Source organism: Paraburkholderia sp. SIMBA_053, from assembly GCF_046534895.1.
Lineage (GTDB): Bacteria > Pseudomonadota > Gammaproteobacteria > Burkholderiales > Burkholderiaceae > Paraburkholderia > Paraburkholderia caledonica.
In genome coordinates this window covers 86,588-102,270 of the sequence record NZ_JAWRXU010000015.1, presented here as the reverse complement: position 1 = coordinate 102,270, position 15,683 = coordinate 86,588, and the positions used below count along the sequence as shown (strand labels likewise).

Annotated in this window: 14 protein-coding genes; 6 read left to right on the top strand and 8 right to left on the bottom strand. The window is 65.0% G+C overall.

Translation table 11 applies throughout. The features are described from left to right. Positions 1-22 precede the first annotated feature (22 nt). From SB753_RS29790 to SB753_RS29765, 6 genes are all read right to left on the bottom strand, one after another. Complete coding sequence (locus SB753_RS29790) at positions 23-1,873, bottom strand: dipeptide ABC transporter ATP-binding protein (RefSeq protein WP_410803392.1); 1,851 nt, start codon at positions 1,871-1,873, stop codon at positions 23-25. Beyond that, positions 1,870-2,811, bottom strand: coding sequence for an ABC transporter permease (locus SB753_RS29785; RefSeq protein WP_410803390.1), 942 nt, complete (start codon positions 2,809-2,811; stop codon positions 1,870-1,872). The genes SB753_RS29790 and SB753_RS29785 overlap by 4 nt, the downstream gene beginning before the upstream one ends. Then, a complete protein-coding gene (locus tag SB753_RS29780) occupies positions 2,808-3,896 on the bottom strand; it encodes an ABC transporter permease (RefSeq protein ID WP_410803388.1) in 1,089 nt (362 codons plus the stop codon). The genes SB753_RS29785 and SB753_RS29780 overlap by 4 nt, the downstream gene beginning before the upstream one ends. A gap of 13 nt (positions 3,897-3,909) precedes the next feature. Then, positions 3,910-5,157: an aromatic ring-hydroxylating oxygenase subunit alpha gene (locus tag SB753_RS29775; RefSeq protein WP_410803386.1), complete on the bottom strand. Its 1,248-nt coding sequence runs from the start codon at positions 5,155-5,157 to the stop codon at positions 3,910-3,912. 35 nt (positions 5,158-5,192) lie between these two features. Next, positions 5,193-6,749: an ABC transporter substrate-binding protein gene (locus SB753_RS29770; RefSeq protein WP_410803384.1), complete on the bottom strand. Its 1,557-nt coding sequence runs from the start codon at positions 6,747-6,749 to the stop codon at positions 5,193-5,195. 138 nt (positions 6,750-6,887) lie between these two features. Then, positions 6,888-8,003 carry a porin gene (locus tag SB753_RS29765; RefSeq protein WP_410803382.1) on the bottom strand — a complete coding sequence of 372 codons (1,116 nt, stop codon included), beginning with the start codon at positions 8,001-8,003 and terminating at the stop codon, positions 6,888-6,890. A 293-nt stretch (positions 8,004-8,296) separates the two neighbouring features. Here SB753_RS29765 and SB753_RS29760 point away from each other — a divergent pair, with 293 nt between their 5' ends. The 5 genes from SB753_RS29760 to rbsK all read left to right on the top strand — a co-directional run bounded on the left by SB753_RS29760 (position 8,297) and on the right by rbsK (position 12,416). Further along, on the top strand, positions 8,297-9,022 hold the full coding sequence (locus SB753_RS29760; RefSeq protein WP_410803380.1) for an SDR family oxidoreductase: 726 nt from the start codon (positions 8,297-8,299) through the stop codon (positions 9,020-9,022). 64 nt (positions 9,023-9,086) lie between these two features. Continuing rightward, positions 9,087-9,554 (top strand): MFS transporter, encoded by a 468-nt coding sequence (locus tag SB753_RS29755; RefSeq protein ID WP_410803378.1) that lies wholly within the window; start codon positions 9,087-9,089, stop codon positions 9,552-9,554. A 322-nt stretch (positions 9,555-9,876) separates the two neighbouring features. Next, on the top strand, positions 9,877-10,326 hold the full coding sequence (locus tag SB753_RS29750; RefSeq protein ID WP_410803377.1) for a hypothetical protein: 450 nt from the start codon (positions 9,877-9,879) through the stop codon (positions 10,324-10,326). 21 nt (positions 10,327-10,347) lie between these two features. Further along, positions 10,348-11,421, top strand: a complete 1,074-nt coding sequence (locus SB753_RS29745; protein WP_410803375.1) for a TauD/TfdA family dioxygenase — start codon at positions 10,348-10,350, stop codon at positions 11,419-11,421. A gap of 47 nt (positions 11,422-11,468) precedes the next feature. After that, positions 11,469-12,416, top strand: a complete 948-nt coding sequence (rbsK, locus tag SB753_RS29740) for a ribokinase (RefSeq protein WP_410803373.1) — start codon at positions 11,469-11,471, stop codon at positions 12,414-12,416. Between the two features lie 128 nt (positions 12,417-12,544). Here the strand turns inward: rbsK and SB753_RS29735 are convergent, their stop codons facing one another. Both SB753_RS29735 and SB753_RS29730 read right to left on the bottom strand, forming a co-directional pair. Continuing rightward, entirely contained in the window at positions 12,545-12,901 is a 357-nt protein-coding gene (locus SB753_RS29735) for a hypothetical protein (protein WP_410803371.1), read from the bottom strand. A gap of 293 nt (positions 12,902-13,194) precedes the next feature. Next, on the bottom strand, positions 13,195-14,400 hold the full coding sequence (locus tag SB753_RS29730; RefSeq protein WP_410803369.1) for a tyrosine-type recombinase/integrase: 1,206 nt from the start codon (positions 14,398-14,400) through the stop codon (positions 13,195-13,197). 180 nt (positions 14,401-14,580) lie between these two features. Here SB753_RS29730 and SB753_RS29725 point away from each other — a divergent pair, with 180 nt between their 5' ends. Continuing rightward, positions 14,581-15,534: an integrase gene (locus SB753_RS29725; protein WP_410803367.1), complete on the top strand. Its 954-nt coding sequence runs from the start codon at positions 14,581-14,583 to the stop codon at positions 15,532-15,534. Positions 15,535-15,683: the final 149 nt, after the last annotated feature.

Here is a 15,683-nt window from a genome sequence, read left to right as displayed (position 1 = left end):
GTTTCGTTGGTGGACATGTGCTTTAAGCGTTCGATGCAGTGAAGGAATCGAATTGCGCGACGTGCGGCGCCGCGTCGATCAGACTTTGCGTATAGGGATGCTGCGGATTGGCGAGCACGTCTTCGGTCGGTCCGGCTTCGACCACGACGCCGCGCTGCATGACGATCACGCGCGAGCACAGATAGCGGACCACCGCGAGATCGTGCGAGATCAGCAGCAGCGCGATCTTGTGCGAGTCGCGCAGCGCGAGCAGCAGTTCCATGATCTGCGCCTGCACCGAGACGTCGAGCCCGGAGACGATTTCATCGGCGACCAGCAGACGCGGCACCTCGCACAGCGCCCGCGCGATGTTCACGCGTTGCCGCTGCCCGCCCGACAACTGCGACGGAAAGCGCGCCGCGTATTCCGGCGCGAGTCCGACTTCGTCGAGCAGATCGAGCGCACGGCGCGCGCGGTCCACGAGCATATGCGCGCGGCTTTCCATCGGCTGGGTGACGATGCTCGCGAGCCGCCGGCGTGGATTGAGCGCGGCGCGCGCGTCCTGAAAAATCATCTGGATCGCTTCGATGCGCTTGTGCCACATCGCGCGGCTCGCATCGAGCCGCTGGCCGTCGAGCAGGATCTCGCCTTCGCTGGGCATTTCCAGACCCATCACGAGACGCCCGAGCGTGCTCTTGCCGCTGCCGCTTTCACCGACCACGCCGACGAACTCGCCCGGCGCGATCGTCAGATCGAGCGGCTGCACCGCCTGCACCGCGGACTTCTCATAGCGCTTGCCGACGCCGCGCAATGCGAGGAACGGCGTCGTCGCCATCGCGCTGCGCGTGCTCAGAGGCGCGCGCGGCGAGGCTTCCGGCAGCGTGTCGGCGCGCAGGCAGCGCACTGCGCGGGGACCGCTCGCGAGCAACGGGATCGGCGCAACGCTGCACGCGGGCGTGAGCGCGGCGCAGCGCGCGGCGAAGCGGCAGCCATGCAAGGCGCCCAGTTCCTCGAAGCTCGGCATCTGGCCGTTCAGCGGTTCGACGCGCACGCGTTCGCCCTTCAGCACCGGATTCGCGCGCAACAACGCGCGCGTATAGGGATGCCGCGGTGACGCCACCAGTTCGCGCGCCGGACCGGTTTCGAGCAGATCGCCGGCGTACAGCACGGCGATGTCGTCGCATGCATGCAGCGCGAGGCCGATATCGTGCGTGACGAAAATCACACTGGTGCCGCGCCGCACCTGCATTTCGCGCATCAGTTCGACGACGTGGCGCTGCGTGGTGACGTCGAGCGCGGTGGTCGCTTCGTCGGAGATCACGAGATCGGGATTGCTCGCGAACGCCATCGCGATGCACACGCGCTGACACATGCCGCCCGACAGCTCGAACGGATAACGGCCGAGCAGACTTCGCGGATCGGGCAGCAACACTTCGGCCAACGCGTCGATGCTGCGCTGCTTGCGCTCGTGCGCCGCGATGCCGAGCCGCGCGAGATGCAGCGCGAACTGCCGGCCGATCGAGAGCGTCGGGTCGAGCGCGCTCATCGGCTCCTGCGGAATGTAGGCGATGCGCTTGCCGAGCAGTGCGCGCTGTTGCGCCGCGCTCGCGCCGAGCAGATCGATGCCGGCGAAACGCAACTGGTCCGCGCGCAGTTCGAAACCGCGCGGCAGACTGCGCGCCAGCACCCGGCCGAGCATGCTCTTGCCCGCGCCGGATTCGCCGACGAGGCCGAGCGTGCGGCCGCGCCGCACCGCGAGCGCGATGTCGCGCAACAATGCCACGCCGTCGCGTTCGACGTTGAGCGCGCCGAGCGTGAGCAGCTCGTCGCCGCTTCCGTGCGCGGTGGCCGCGCGCGCCGCCGCCGGCGCCAGAGACTTGAACAGGCCGATCATGCGCGCCGCTCCGAACGTTCGAGAAGACGCACATCCGTCGCGCGCCGCAGGCCCTCTCCGAGGAAGGTCGTCGCGAGCACGGACAGGACCATGCCGGCGATCGGCAGAATCAGCCCCCACGGCGACGTGAACACGTTGGCGAGGCCGTCGGACACCATCGTGCCCCAGCTCGGCTGGCTCGCGTCAGCCGACAGTCCGACGAACGACAGGCTGCACTCCGCGACGATCGCGATGCCTACTTCGAGACTCATCAGCGTGATCAGCGTGGGCAGCAAGGCGGGCAGCACATCGCGAAAGATCGTCGCCAGCGGACCGGCGCCGGCGATGCGCGCGGCCGCCACGTAGTCGCGCCGCCGGATCACGATCACCTCGGCGCGCAACACGCGGCAAAAACGCGTCCAGTCGACGAACACCAGCGCGACGATCACATTGGCGATGCTCGGCGACATCGACACGACCAGCACGAGCGCGAGCACCACCGCCGGAAACGACATCCACACTTCGACCACCCGCAACACCAGCCAGTCGGTCCTGCCGCCGCACCAGCCCGCCAGCACGGCCAGCACGCCGCCGATCAGCGCGGTGCCCAGCGGCGCGATGAAGCCGACCAGCACGGCGATGCGCGCGCCGTAGATCGTCAGACTCAGCACGTCGCGGCCGAGCGCATCGGTGCCGAACCAGTGCTCGTGCGAACCGCCGGCCGCCCACGCGGGCGGCAGCAAGGTCGACAGCAGATCCTGATCGTCGGGCCGATACGGTGCGAGCGCGGGCGCGAACAGTGCGAGCACCACGAGCAGCAGCAGCACGCCCGCGCCGAACAGCACGCGCGGTTCGCGCGCGACGCGCCGCCACGCGGCCCGCGCCGGCGAGGCGGGCGACATGGACGACATAGGCGACGCCGAGCGCGGGCTCACGCCGGAAACAAGCGGTGTATTCATAGGCCCCTCAGACGCGGGTTGAGCAGCACTTCGAGCGCATCGACCGTCGCATTCGAGAACTGGACGACGATCGCGTAAATGAGCGCGAGCGCTTCGATCACCGGCAGATCGCGCGCGCCGATCGCGTTGATCATCAGCGTGCCGATGCCGGGCATGCCGAACACCTTCTCGACCAGCAGCGTGCCGCCGATCAGCAGGCTCACCTGCATCGCGAGAATGTTCAGCGTCGGCAGCGCCGCATTACGCCAGCCGTGCCTGCGCAGGATCTGCGCTTCGCTGAGACCGCGCAAACGCGCGGCGTGCATGTATTCCTCGGCGTAGGTATCGAGCAGGCTCGAACGCAGAATGCGCATCAGCGGCGGCGCGATGCCCATGCCCAGCGCGACGCACGGCAGCACGAGGTGCAGCAGCGCGTTGCCGAACGCTCTGAACTGGCCGTCGAGCAACGTATCGATAAGCAGGAAGCCGGTGTGCGGGACAACGGTGTACGCGTTGTCGATCGGCCCGAGAAACGGCAGCCAGCGCAGCGCAATGCCGAACAGCAGCACCAGCAGGATGCCCCACAGGAAATCGGGCACCGCCATCGCCAGCCCGTTGAGCATTTCGCAGATGCGCTCGGCCAGCGTGTCGCGCCGGCTGAACGCATACACGGCGCTTGTAATTCCCGCGACCACGCCGAGCAGCAGACCGCCCGCCAACAGTTGCAGCGTGGTCGGCAAGGCGGCGACGATCAGCGCGCCGACCGGACGGCCGTTCTGCAGCGAATGGCCGAAGTCGCCGCGCACCAGATGCGCGAGCCAATGCAGATACTGCGCGGCGAGCGGCTGATCGAGCCCGAGCCCGTGCCGCACCTCGGCGATCTGCGCGAGGCTCGCATTCGGCGGCAACAGCATCGCCGCCGGGTCCGAGTGCAGCAGCCGCAGCGCGCCGAAGATCACCACCGACACCGCGATCAGAATCACGATGCGCCGGGCGATGCGCAGCGCGAACTTCAGCAGCCGGTGCGCCGCTCTCGATGCAAGCTCGTGCGTCGGCGCGGCGGCTCCCGCCGGGTTGCTCGCTGACGTGCTGATGGGCATGCTCATCGACGTCTCTCCGTCAGCCCGCGACCACGACGTCGATCGCGGCGAGCTTGCCTTGCGCGCTCGCGGCGGTTTCGCTCATGCGCTGGTAGGCCGCCTGGTAGCGCGGCACGAGCCAGGCGTTGAGTTCCTGCTGCGCGCGCTCCTGCCACGAGTAGCGGCCGCGCACCGCATAGCGTGAATTCAGACCAACCTGCACCATTTCATCGACATGCAGATCCTGGGCGATGATGTCCGACACCGCGCTCATGCTCATCTCGACGCGCTTGGCGAACAGCGGGTCTTTCATCGCGCCGGGCGCGTACAGCACGCCCTGATCGAGGTAGTGCGTGCCCGCCGAATCGGCGCGCAGGATCATGTAGATCACGCTGTCGACCGACACCACCAGCGACAGCGTCGGCGGCAGGTTCGCGAACAGCATCCGGTTGCGCTCTTCGTCGGTGAGCTTCGGGAACACCGGAAACAGCGCCCGTTGCGTCGGATTGAACGCGGCATCGGCGTGCAAGGTGCCATTGGTGCGGTAGTATCCGGCCGTGTTGCCCGGCAGTTCGGCCGGGAAGCTCGCCAGCGCGCTCGGCACGAAGTCGTGCAGCGGGCCGTGATGCAGCCGGTTCGCGTGATAGCCGTCGTTGTTGTTCTCGAACATCACCTTCCAGTTCCACCCGAAATGGAACGGCTGCTCGGGGCGCGGGCCTTCGGCGCTCTTCAGGTCGAAGTTTTCGAGCACCGCGTCGAGCGCGGTCAGACGCGGCGCGAGCGGTTCCGCCGCGTGATCAAAGTTGATGAAGATGAAGCCCTGCCAGCACTCCACCTGCATGGTCGGCAAACAGAAGTCCTTCTTGTCGAAGCCCTCGGTTTCCTCCATCGCGGGCGCGGCGATCAGCTCGCCGTCGAGCGAATACGCCCAATGGTGATACGGGCACAAGAGCGCGCGCGCATTGCCGAAGCCTTCGGCGACCACCATCGCGCGATGCTGGCACACCGACGACATCGCCTTGATCTCGCGCTTTGCGTTGCGCGTGATGACGAGCGGTTCGCCGACGATCGACGTCGTGAAGTAGTCGCCCGGATTGCGGATCCAGTCCTCGCGTCCGACGCATAGCCATTCGTGATTGAACAGCGCTTCCTTTTCGAACTCGAAGAAGTCCGCGTCGGTGTAGCACGCGGGCGGCAAGGTTTCGGCCTGGCTGACGTGCTTCGCGGAGCGATCGAGCGCGGCGAAAAATTGCGCGTCGAATTTCGGATGAAGAGGTTTATTGATCATTGCAGTGTTCCTTTGTCTCACGTAGCGCGGCGTGCTCACGCGCTCCAGTAGTCCGGCAGCATCCAGCCGCTCAGAAACGGCGTGTATTGCACGCCTTTGCGGTACGACGCGGTCGCGATGCCTTGCATCAGCGGCAATGCGTAGCCTTCACCGACGGCCCAGCGATGGAATTCCTTGTAGCCCGCGATGCGCTTCGTCTCGTCCAGCTCGGCGAGCAGCGGATCGAGCCGCGGCGATACATCGGCGCTGCGCCACACCGAGAAGCCCGTCTTCGGATTCAGATACGAGCCCGCGGACAGTTCGGGGTCGCCGCTGCCGTTCTGCCACATCCACAAGGTCGGGCCGGGCAGCGTGCCGGCCACGGCCTGGGCGAAGAACTGCGCCGTTTCGATCGGGCTCAGTTCGGCCTCGATGCCGACCTTCTTCCACATCTGCTGGATCGCGCGCGCCATGTCGTAGTCGCTCGGATAGACGCCGTTGGTCGCGAGGAATTTGACGCGCACGGGCTTGTCCGTCGAATAGCCGCTCTTCGCGAGCAGTGCCTTCGCCTGCGCGGGATCGAATGCGAACTTGAAGTCCGGGTCGAACGCGGGCGTGCCGGGCGCGGCGGGCGTCGACATCGGCGCGGGGACGTTGTTGAAGAACGCGCGCACCAGCGCCTGCTTGTCGATCGCGTGATGCATCGCGAGCCGCACGTTCCTGTCCTGGGTTGGGCCGCCGTTCACCATGTGAATCAGATACGAATCGATGGTCGGCGTGATCTTGCTGTCGTGCGTGCCGCCTTGCGAGAGCCGTACCGCTTCGCGCAGCGGCAGCATGCCGGAGACGTCCGCCTGCGATGCCTGCACCGCCGCCACGCGCGCGGTCGGATCCTTGACGACTTCGAACACCACGTCGCGAATCTTCGGCGCGCCACGCCAGTGCTTGTCGAACGCGCTGAGCGTGATGCGCGAGTCGCGCTCGTACGCGGCGAGCCGATACGGACCCGAGCCGACCGGCTTCGCGATGAAGCCTTGCGCGCCGACCCGCTCGAAGTACTTGCGCGGCAGGATGTAGCTGCCCATGTAGCCGAGGAACGCGGGCGCGGTGATCATCGGCGCCTTGAAGTGCATGACCGCGCGCGTCGGTGACGGCATCTCGATGCCTTCGAGCGCCCACCAGATGCCGCCGACCTGCAGCGATTTGTCGGCCTGGAGCCGGTCGAACAGCGTGAATTTGAAGTCGTCGGAGCTGAGCGTGTCGCCGTTGTGAAACAGCACATCGCTGCGCAGGTCCAGCTCGAGCACCTTGCCCGCCGTGTCCTTCCAGCGCCATGCGGTGACGACGCCGGGGCCGAGCGTGCCCTTCGCGTCGATGTCAAGGGCCGCGTCGAACACGCTGCGATAGATCGAAATCGGATTCGGCGCGACGCGCACCAGCGGGTCCCAGGAAGGCACATCGGTGGGAAAGGCGATCGTCAGCGGCACGGTCGCGGCGTTGGCGTTCAGGCTCGCGCCGAGTGTGCCGAGGGCGCCGAGCATGCCCGTCGCGCGCGTGCTTAGCCCCGCGAGCGTGCCGCCGAGCATCTGAATGAAATTTCTACGAGTAGTCATGGAGTATCCGTTTGCGCGAAGCGCCTCGTTGCGGCCATGCGGTGAAACCGTCACGACATGGCTTCAGATTAAGAGCCCAAAACCGCAGTGTCTTGTCCACGCGCGCACGCATTCCTGACCGGTGGGCGCCGGAAGGCGTCAGAACGTGTGAATCATTGCAATGCGCGACGTGATCTGCGTGCTCGTACTCGACGGCAGCGAATAGAAGCCCGCCCCCTGGTTCGCGTCGACACCGTCCTGCGCATGCAGATACGAGACGTTCACGTAGAAGCTGGTGCGCTTGCTCAGGTAGTACTGCGCGCCGATCGTCGGCTGATGCCAGTGCGTGTGGTCCCAAGTCGTGTACTGGTAGCCGCCGAGCACGGCGATGTCGGGCGCGACGAAATACATCGCGCCGGCTTCGTAGACGTTCATGGTCGCGCTGCCGGTGGCGGCTTCCAGATGCGTCGACGTGAAGTTGGCGGCGAGCGTCAGCTTGCCGCGCGTATAGCTTGCGCCGATGCCGAACTCTGACTGCGTGTCGACGACGAACGGTGTCGTGTAGAACAGATCGTTCACGCTGCCGTCCGGATTGCGCGTCGCGACGGTCTGACCGAGGAAGCTGAACACGCCGAACTGCGCGTACGGATAGATGTCGACGTCGTGAAGGCGCTCGTAGATCGCTGCCGTATTGAAGCCGCCGTTCTTGTAGCTCAGGCCCAGGCTATACGCGCTGTCCTGCCTGAAGTTGCCCGCCACGTTGCCGAAGCTCCACATGCCGCCGAAGCTGAAGCCATCGAAGGTCGGGCTCTGGTACTTGATCGAATTCGGCAGTTGCACCGCGGAGATGCGATCGATATCGCCCATATGGCCCGCGTACACGCTCGCATAGCCGTTGAGGTTGAACGGCGTGATGTAGTCTGCGATGAAGTCGTACTGGTTACCCATCGTCAAGGTGCCGTAGTCGCTCGACAACCCGACGAACGCCTGGCGGCCGAACAGCGCGCCGTTATTGCGCAACGCGCCAGTGCCGAGCGAGAAGCCGTTTTCGAGCTGGAAGATCGCCTTGAGTCTGCCGCCGAGATCTTCGCTTCCCTTCAGGCCAAAACGGTTGCCGAAGTTGGCGCCGTCCTGGAACTCGAACAGACGCCCGCCGCCTTCGTTGCTGATGTACGTGAGGCCGGCATCGATAAGACCATACAGCGTGACCGAGCTTTGCGCATACGCACCACTCATTGCCGTCAGCATCGCAAAGCCCGTCAGATACTTTTTCATTGGTTTGGTCCTGGATAGAGGGGAACGTGTGTCTTCGACCTGAATCGCTGCCGCGCGCCCCGGCGGGCAGCACGATTCGGTACGTTCAACGCTATCCAGACAATTTCGGCAGTTCTTGACCAAATGCGCGCGAGGAATTGATTAATACTCCGTCAAAAATCTTCCCGTCTCGCGTGTCAAAAACATGCGCGCGCCGACAAGCGCTTGCGCGCGCAAAGACAAGAGCCGGCGCGGTCTTCGCGCTTAAGCTCGTGGCGCTGCGCTCACGGCTTTCATCCACGGGAACGAAAAACATGTCGAAAGGTCTTGTCATCATCACGGGAGCGAGTTCGGGCATCGGTGAAGCCACTGCCCGTCTGTTCTCCCAACTCGGCTATCCGCTGCTGCTGCTCGCGCGCCGACTCGGGCGTCTCGAAGCGCTGGCCTTGCCCAACACGCTCTGCCGGCAGCTCGATGTCACCGATCGCGCTGCGCTGCTTGCGGCCGTGCGGGAAGCGGAAACGCAATTCGGCCCCGCCGATGCAATCATCAACAACGCCGGCGTGATGCTGCTCGGCGACATGACGGAGCAGCCGCCCGAGGAGTGGGACCGGATGCTCGATGTCAACGTGAAGGGCGTGCTCAACGGCGTGCATGCGGTGCTCGCGGGCATGGTGGCGCGGCGGCGCGGCACCATCATCAATGTCAGTTCGACGTCGGGCCGCAAGACGTATCCGCAGCATGTGGCCTACGTCGGGACCAAGCACGCGGTACACGCGCTGTCCGAAAACCTGCGCGAGGAAGTGTCGGCGCATAACGTACGCGTGGTGCTGATCGCGCCCGGCGCATGCAACACCGAATTGCAGACAATCACCACCAACGACGCGATCAAGGATGGCTTCCAGGCGTGGAAAGATTCGATAGGCGGCGTGATCCTGGAACCGCGGGAAGTCGCCGAGGCGATCCGCTTCGCGTATGAGATGCCGCAAAACGTCTGCATCCGCGAGATCATGCTCGCGGCGACGAACCAGCCCGTCTGAGCACCGAACCCAGAGTCCGTGTGAAGCCCCGTAGCCTCACGATGCTGCTGGCCGCGCGGCGTCGATGCTCGGCCCGTTCGCCACCGACAGCTATCTGCCGGCATTACCCGCGGTCGCGCGGCAGTTCGCGGTCAGCGCCGAACGGGCCCAGATGACGCTCAGCGCTTATCTGTTCTGTTACGCGATCATGGCGCTGTTCTACGGCATGCTCTTCGATTCGTTCGGGCGCCGCCGTGTGATGCTCGGAGCGGTGTCGATGTTCGCGCTCGCGTCGGTCGGCGCGGCGTGCGCGCCCACCTTCGCAGCGCTGCTCGCCTTCCGCGCGCTTCAGGGACTGTCGGCGGGCTCGGGCATGGTAATTGGCCAGGCGATTATGCGCGACACGATGGCGGGTGCAGCGGTGCAGCGCACGCTGGCCAACATCATGTTGATGTTCGCGCTCGCGCCGGCCGTTGCGCTGGTGCTCGGCGGCCAGTTGAACGCCACTTTCGGCTGGCGCGCGATCTTCGCGCTGCTCGCTGTGTTTCACTGACGCTGCTCGCGGTGTTCCGGCTGTGGCTCGCGGAAAGCCCGCCACTAGCCGAGCGGCACCCGTCCCGCCTGTCCGCTCATGCTCAATTACCGCGACGCGCTGCGCCACCACCGCTTCGTGCTGGGCGTGTTCGCGAACGGCTGCGCGTTCGGCGGGTTCGCGCTTACATCTCGTGCGCGGCCAACTTCGTGATGCACGTGCTGCATCAGCCGGGTACTGGCTTTGGCTGGCTGTTCGTGCCGTTGATCGCGGGCGTGATCGCCGGCTCAGCGCACGGTTCGCCGAACGTCACGGCAATCGTGTGACAGTACGCGCTCTGAGCGTGGCCGCGCTCGCGGCCGTGGCGTACCTCGCCTATAACGCGCTGCAGGCCGCCACGCTGCCCTGGGCGGTCATGCCGCTCGCGCTCTACGCATTCGGTATGGCGCGTGCGATGCCGGCCATGTCGTCCATCGCCCAGGCTCATCTGCCGACCATGCGCGGCATGGTCGCGTCGCTGCAGAGCTTCGTGCAGATGTTCATCTTCGCGCTGGTCGCCGGCTGCGCGGCGCCGTTCGTCTTCGACAATCCGTTGCGGACGGCCGAGGGCCTCGCCGTGGCTGTCGCGAGCGGCATCGCGTGCCTGGGACGCGAGCCTGGCGCCTGGCCGAAGGCGCTGGCGCAGCGCCTCTTCGTCCGAAGCCTGACGATCAAGCGGCCGTACGCCTGCGGGCAAGAAAGCCAGCGCGAATTTGACCATGATACGTTCGTGATCGTCGATCACGCTTCTTAACGCCTCAACCCCGAAACCATCATGACGACTTCCGTTGCGTTGCCCCCCGTCACCAGCGCCGCCGCCTGGCGCGGTGACAAACTTCTCGACAGGCAAGACTGGATCTACCATCTGAACGAAGCGCAGATCGGCGAGCTGGAAATGCTCGGGCGGCGCTTCGTCGAGGACGATCCCGACCTGCGCTTCGTGAAGGCCTCTGACTATCCGCTGAATGCCTGTGCCGCCGCCGTCGACGAATGGTGTAAAGACATCGACGAGGGCCGCGGCTTCGTGCTCGCACGCGGACTGCGCACGCATCTCTATTCCGACGCGTTGTCGGCGGCTATCTACTACATTCTCGGTCTGCACATCGGCGATCCGATTCGCCAGAACGAACTCGGCGATCTGCTCGATCATGTCTACGCGACCTCCGACAAGACGCTCGACGACCCCGACGCGCTGTCCGCCAAGATCCGCGATCTCCTGCCGTTTCACTCGGACAGTTCGGACGTGGTCGCCTTGATGTGCCTGCGTCCCGCGCTCGAAGGCGGCGCGTCGTGCATCGTGTCCGGCGCGGAGATCTACAACGAGATCCTGAAACGCCGCCCGGACCTTGCGCCGCTTTTGTTGGAACCGTTTCATTGGGACTGGCGCCGGCAGGATCACAATGCGCCCGCCAACACGTATGTGTCGCCGATCGTGAGTTTCGTCGACGGCACCTTCAGCATGTATGCCGGCTCGCTATATATCCTGACCGCGCAGGATTACCCTGAAGTGCCGCGCCTGACGTCGGCGCAGAAAGAAGTGCTCGAACTGTTCGAGGCGATCACCTACGAACCGGGCATGTCGCTCGCAATGGATTTCCGTCCGGGCGATATTCAATGGCTGTCGAACTACGCCGCGCTGCATTCGCGTACTCGCTTCACGGATTTTCCCGAGCCGCAGCGCCGTCGCCATCTGCTGCGCCTGTGGCTGCGCCGAAGTTCGCCGCGTTCGCTGATTCCGGGCTTCGGCAAGAATTCAGTCGTTCAGCAGCGTTACGAGTCGCGCGACCAAGCGAGCGGCGATACGGGTGGCAATTTCAGGATCGGCATCGCGGCAGTGCCGCGGATGTGAACGAGCCGCGCGGTCTTTCTTCGCTTCATGATTCAGGAGAAACGGCATTGGATGCATCACGTGAACGGGGCCGTGTGCTCGTGGTCGGCAGCATCAACACGGACCTCGTCGCCTGCACCCGGCGCTTGCCCCAGGCGGGAGAAACGGTGCTGTCCGACAGCCTCGCCACGGTCGCGGGCGGCAAAGGCGCGAATCAGGCGGTCGCCGCCGCGCGTATGGGCGCGAGCGTCACGATGATCGGCTGCGTCGGACGCGATGCTTACGGCGCGCAACGAATCGATGAACTCGCGGCCGAAGGCATCGATTGCGCCGGCATCGAAGTTTCGGATGCGCACCCTACCGGCCTCGCGATGGTCACGGTGTCCGCTGCCGGCGAGAACAGCATCGTGGTGGCATCGGGCAGCAATGGCGCGTTGTCGCCCGCCAGCATCCACGCAAACGAAGCGCGCTTTCGTGTTTGCGATGTGCTCGTCTGTCAGCTGGAAACGCCGCCCGAAACCGTCCATGCGGCGCTTGTCATCGCGCGCCGGCTCGGCAAGCTGACCATGCTGAATCCCGGTCCCGCGACGCACCCTTTGCCCGTGGATTGGCTTGGATTGATCGACTATCTCGTGCCCAACGAGTTCGAGGCATCAATTCTCGCGGGATTCTCGGGACTCGCGCCTGATGCAAGCGTTACCGCCGAGCAGGCGGCTGGCAGACTGCATCGTGCAGGCGCGCGCAACGTCGTGGTGACGCTCGGCGAACGCGGCGTCTATGTCGTCGGTGACGGAACAGCCGGCACGCACCATCCCGCACGAAAAGTCCGCGCAATCGATACGACCGCTGCCGGCGATACCTTCGTCGGAGCGCTGGCCGGGAAGCTGGCGATGCGCGCCGGACTCATGGATACGCTCACGCATGCGCAGGCCGCCGCGAGCATCTGCGTTCAGCGCCGCGGCGCGCAACCTTCGATTCCACGGCTTGAAGAAGTCCGGGCGTGCGTGGCGGCTTGACGACAGGGTGCCGTCTTGCTCAACGGCATCCGCGAAGAACAGCGTTGACGCCATAAAATGCGACGCAGAAAGGACCTGGGTCGAAACCGTCGTGTCGAGCCGAACCTGCGTCGGAGCGACGGGCGCTATCAATCCTCGCGAGTCTGACCGCGCTGCGAAAATTGTCGAGCGCAGAGCGGCGGCAACGAGTTCAGCAAATCGGCGTTGCCGTAAATCATGCCGCTTGCCGCCACTTCCAAGGCGTGGGGCGACTCATCTAGGTAGAACGAAACAGTTGCCTTCTCGACAACCGTACCTGCCACACCGACTAGACTGGAGACGTCGGACAGTGCGTCGGAAGTCGAGGCGGCGTCCATGCGGGCAGGTGTTGCGTCGGGTATTCTGATCGTGCCCAGCCGAATTTTCTTGATTCTAAGAAGCGTGGTGCCAGGGTATCCTCGCAAATCCGCCAGAAATTCCTGCACGTAGATCGGCAGTGCGTCCACTGGCAAACCGAAACCCACAATGCGGGCGAAGAAATCGACGAAACTCTTGAGATTTCGCGTCGGATCGGTGAGTCGTAGCAGGAATAGCCCCGCTCTCTCTCTGTCTGTTCAGGTACGCCCCATTTTCCGCAGCGGCAGCCATGCTAGTGCCACGGAATCCGATAAACAAACCTTCCGCAATCTGACGCAGCGCGAGAGGTTTGCAGGCAGCTTTCTGCCGTGCTAGACCCGAAAACAAAAGCGCCAACATCTACCCAGAGGCACGGTCCTCGCCTGCAGTGTTCAGTTACCCCTCAGGCCGAAGCGGCGTTGTAAGGGGCCCCCGCTTCACGCAACTCCGATGCAAGGGCATCGCCCTGATCCTGAACGGTCCTGGTGTGGCGGACATCGTCCTCGACGTGGAGATAAATTCCGGTTGTCTGGATTGATGCGTGGCGCATGTTTTTCTGAATGAAGCGCAGATCATTACCGGCATCGGCCTGATGTGTTGCCGCGCTATGACGGAGCCAGTGGGTGGATGCCCGTCGCAGCGTTTCAGCGCCGGCTGGATCAGTCGCTTCGAACATGTCCGCCGCGCGCCGGAATACCTCCTTGACGATCAGGTAGATCGCCGCCGGCGTCAGGTGGTGGTGCGGATCGCCCGCCACGCTCATTACGGCAGCCGTTGTCTCATTTCCCGACGGAGTCTGCGCCAGCCCGTGAAAAACCCGGTACCGGGCGAAGTCCGCCATCAGCGCCGTGCTCACCGGCACCTCTCCCTCAGCGCCACCCTTCCCCACCACGTGCAGCCACCAGTTACCCCGCCGCTGATAGAAGTCGGCTGCCCTTGCCTGCGCGGCTTCCGAAACGCGCAGACCGGTGCCGTACAGCAGGCGGATCAGCCAGCGACTGCGCTCATAGTGCTGCTGTTCGCGCGCGGTGACCCGTGACCACTGCTCGACGCTGGCGAGCACGTGATCCCAGAGCGCGTGATCCAGATACCGTTCGACCCGCGGCGTGCGCCTTGCCGCCGCCCCCGTCCGGCGGCGCAGTGCCAGCGGATTGCCGGCGAGATAACCGGCAGTGACTAGATAGGAGAGCAGGCCCGACACGATGCCGAGCGCCTGATGCTGGCTGCGCTCGGACAGCGGGCCGTCGAACAGCCGCCGCGCGCGACCCCGCCGCGGCCGGCCCGGATCTGCCCAGTCGCCCGTCGGTGCCGCAAGGAACTGCTCGTACAGCAGAAAGTCCTCGCGGGTAAGACTCGAGAGCGGCTTGCCCAGCGTCCTGGTGGCCCACAGCAGCAGGCGTACTGCTTCCTTGCGATAGCTGCGCAGCGTGTGCGGCGAACCCGCATATTCGGCGAGCCACAGGCGCACGGCCTCCACGTCCGTGTCGGCCGCGATCTGCAGGTGCCCGCCCCTCGCACGGTTGGTGCCGTCGTGGCCGTCAAGGGCGGCAGGCAACGACAGCGACAGGGCGATATCAGACGATTCCAGGGCGGTGACGGGCAGGCTCATAGTGCGACGCGTTTTCGGATGGAGTTTTCGCAGCGTACACGATAAAAACTTGCGATTATGGGCGTTATCACAAATTTTTGCGATTTATCGTTATAGATATAACGTTATATGACGATATACGTATATAATTTCCTGACGAAACCGCCCTTTTCCACGCCTTTTCACGGTGAAACGCCGCTCATGAGCCGTATCAGTGACACCCGTATCCGCACCCGGGAAGCCGCCGCGCACCTTGTCGCCTCCGGCCGGCCTGCACATGAACTCACGGTCGACCTGATCTACGCGCAAATCCGCCAAGGCAGCCGCACTACCATCAATGACGAACTGAAACTGTGGAAGGACGAACAGACGCGCAATGGCGCGCTCGCCTCAGCGCTGCCGCCGGCGGTCGCCAGTGCGATGCTGTCGGTATGGGCGCTGGCGGTTGCGCACGGCGAAAAGGTCTTTGCGCAGCGTGGCGAGGAACTCGAAGCGGAAACGGCCGCCGCGAATGTGCACGCTGCGACTCTCGAGGCTGCCCAGGCAGAACTTCAGGGCGAGCTTCGTATCGCGCGCGGACAGCTCGACGATCAGCGGGTACAACTTGCCGCACTGCTCGCGGAACTCGCGGAGGTTCAGGGCGGGCGTGATGCTGCGCTCCGGCTGGCCGAAGCTGCTGCAGCCGAAAGGGACGCGGTCCGCACCCAGTCGGAACAGGCGCTGGATGCCATGCGATCAGCCCATCTCCGTGAACTCGAAGCATCGCGGGCCGCGCACAGTGATCGTGAAGCTGCCCTGCGGGCGGAAACTGAGCGGGCGGCGACCCGGCTCGAAGGCGTCCAGAAGCGCGTCATGCTGCAGGCCGAGGAGGCGCGTCATGCGCAGAGGCAGGCCGAGGCGGCACTGTCGAAAACCCGGCAGCGCAACGAGCAGCTGATTGCCGACGTCCACCGTCAGGCGGCCGAGGCTGCCGAATGTCGCCGGTTTGCCGAACGACACGAAGCGCAGCTCGCGAGCGTGATGGACGAGGCTCGCGAGCTGCGTCGGGAGCGCGATGCCCTCGCCCGGCAGGCCGCATTGCTGGAGGGGCAGATTAAGGCGCGTCGCGAATCGAGGCCGGGCCGCGCATCCAGGGCTGGAGGTCGCGAGACCTGACCGGAGCTGAAGCTGTCCGACTCACGCGGGACTGTGCGGCAACCCGCTCACCGATCCCGCATCCGGCTGCGCGGATGTCACGCCGTAACCGATCCTGTGCGGTGCTGTCCACGGAGCGTCAGCAAACGCAAAATGAAGCGCGTCAGTAA

Bases quoted from the DNA above. Each gene is read 5' to 3' on its own strand.
- SB753_RS29725 (WP_410803367.1), top strand. From the start codon at position 14,581: ATGAGCCGTATCAGTGACACCCGTATCCGCACCCGGGAAGCCGCCGCG.
- SB753_RS29760 (WP_410803380.1), top strand. From the start codon at position 8,297: ATGTCGAAAGGTCTTGTCATCATCACGGGAGCGAGTTCGGGCATCGGT.
- SB753_RS29785 (WP_410803390.1), bottom strand. From the start codon at position 2,811: ATGAATACACCGCTTGTTTCCGGCGTGAGCCCGCGCTCGGCGTCGCCT.
- SB753_RS29780 (WP_410803388.1), bottom strand. From the start codon at position 3,896: ATGAGCATGCCCATCAGCACGTCAGCGAGCAACCCGGCGGGAGCCGCC.
- SB753_RS29755 (WP_410803378.1), top strand. From the start codon at position 9,087: ATGCTCGGCCCGTTCGCCACCGACAGCTATCTGCCGGCATTACCCGCG.
- SB753_RS29730 (WP_410803369.1), bottom strand. From the start codon at position 14,400: ATGAGCCTGCCCGTCACCGCCCTGGAATCGTCTGATATCGCCCTGTCG.
- SB753_RS29770 (WP_410803384.1), bottom strand. From the start codon at position 6,749: ATGACTACTCGTAGAAATTTCATTCAGATGCTCGGCGGCACGCTCGCG.
- SB753_RS29765 (WP_410803382.1), bottom strand. From the start codon at position 8,003: ATGAAAAAGTATCTGACGGGCTTTGCGATGCTGACGGCAATGAGTGGT.
- SB753_RS29790 (WP_410803392.1), bottom strand. From the start codon at position 1,873: ATGATCGGCCTGTTCAAGTCTCTGGCGCCGGCGGCGGCGCGCGCGGCC.
- SB753_RS29745 (WP_410803375.1), top strand. From the start codon at position 10,348: ATGACGACTTCCGTTGCGTTGCCCCCCGTCACCAGCGCCGCCGCCTGG.
- SB753_RS29775 (WP_410803386.1), bottom strand. From the start codon at position 5,157: ATGATCAATAAACCTCTTCATCCGAAATTCGACGCGCAATTTTTCGCC.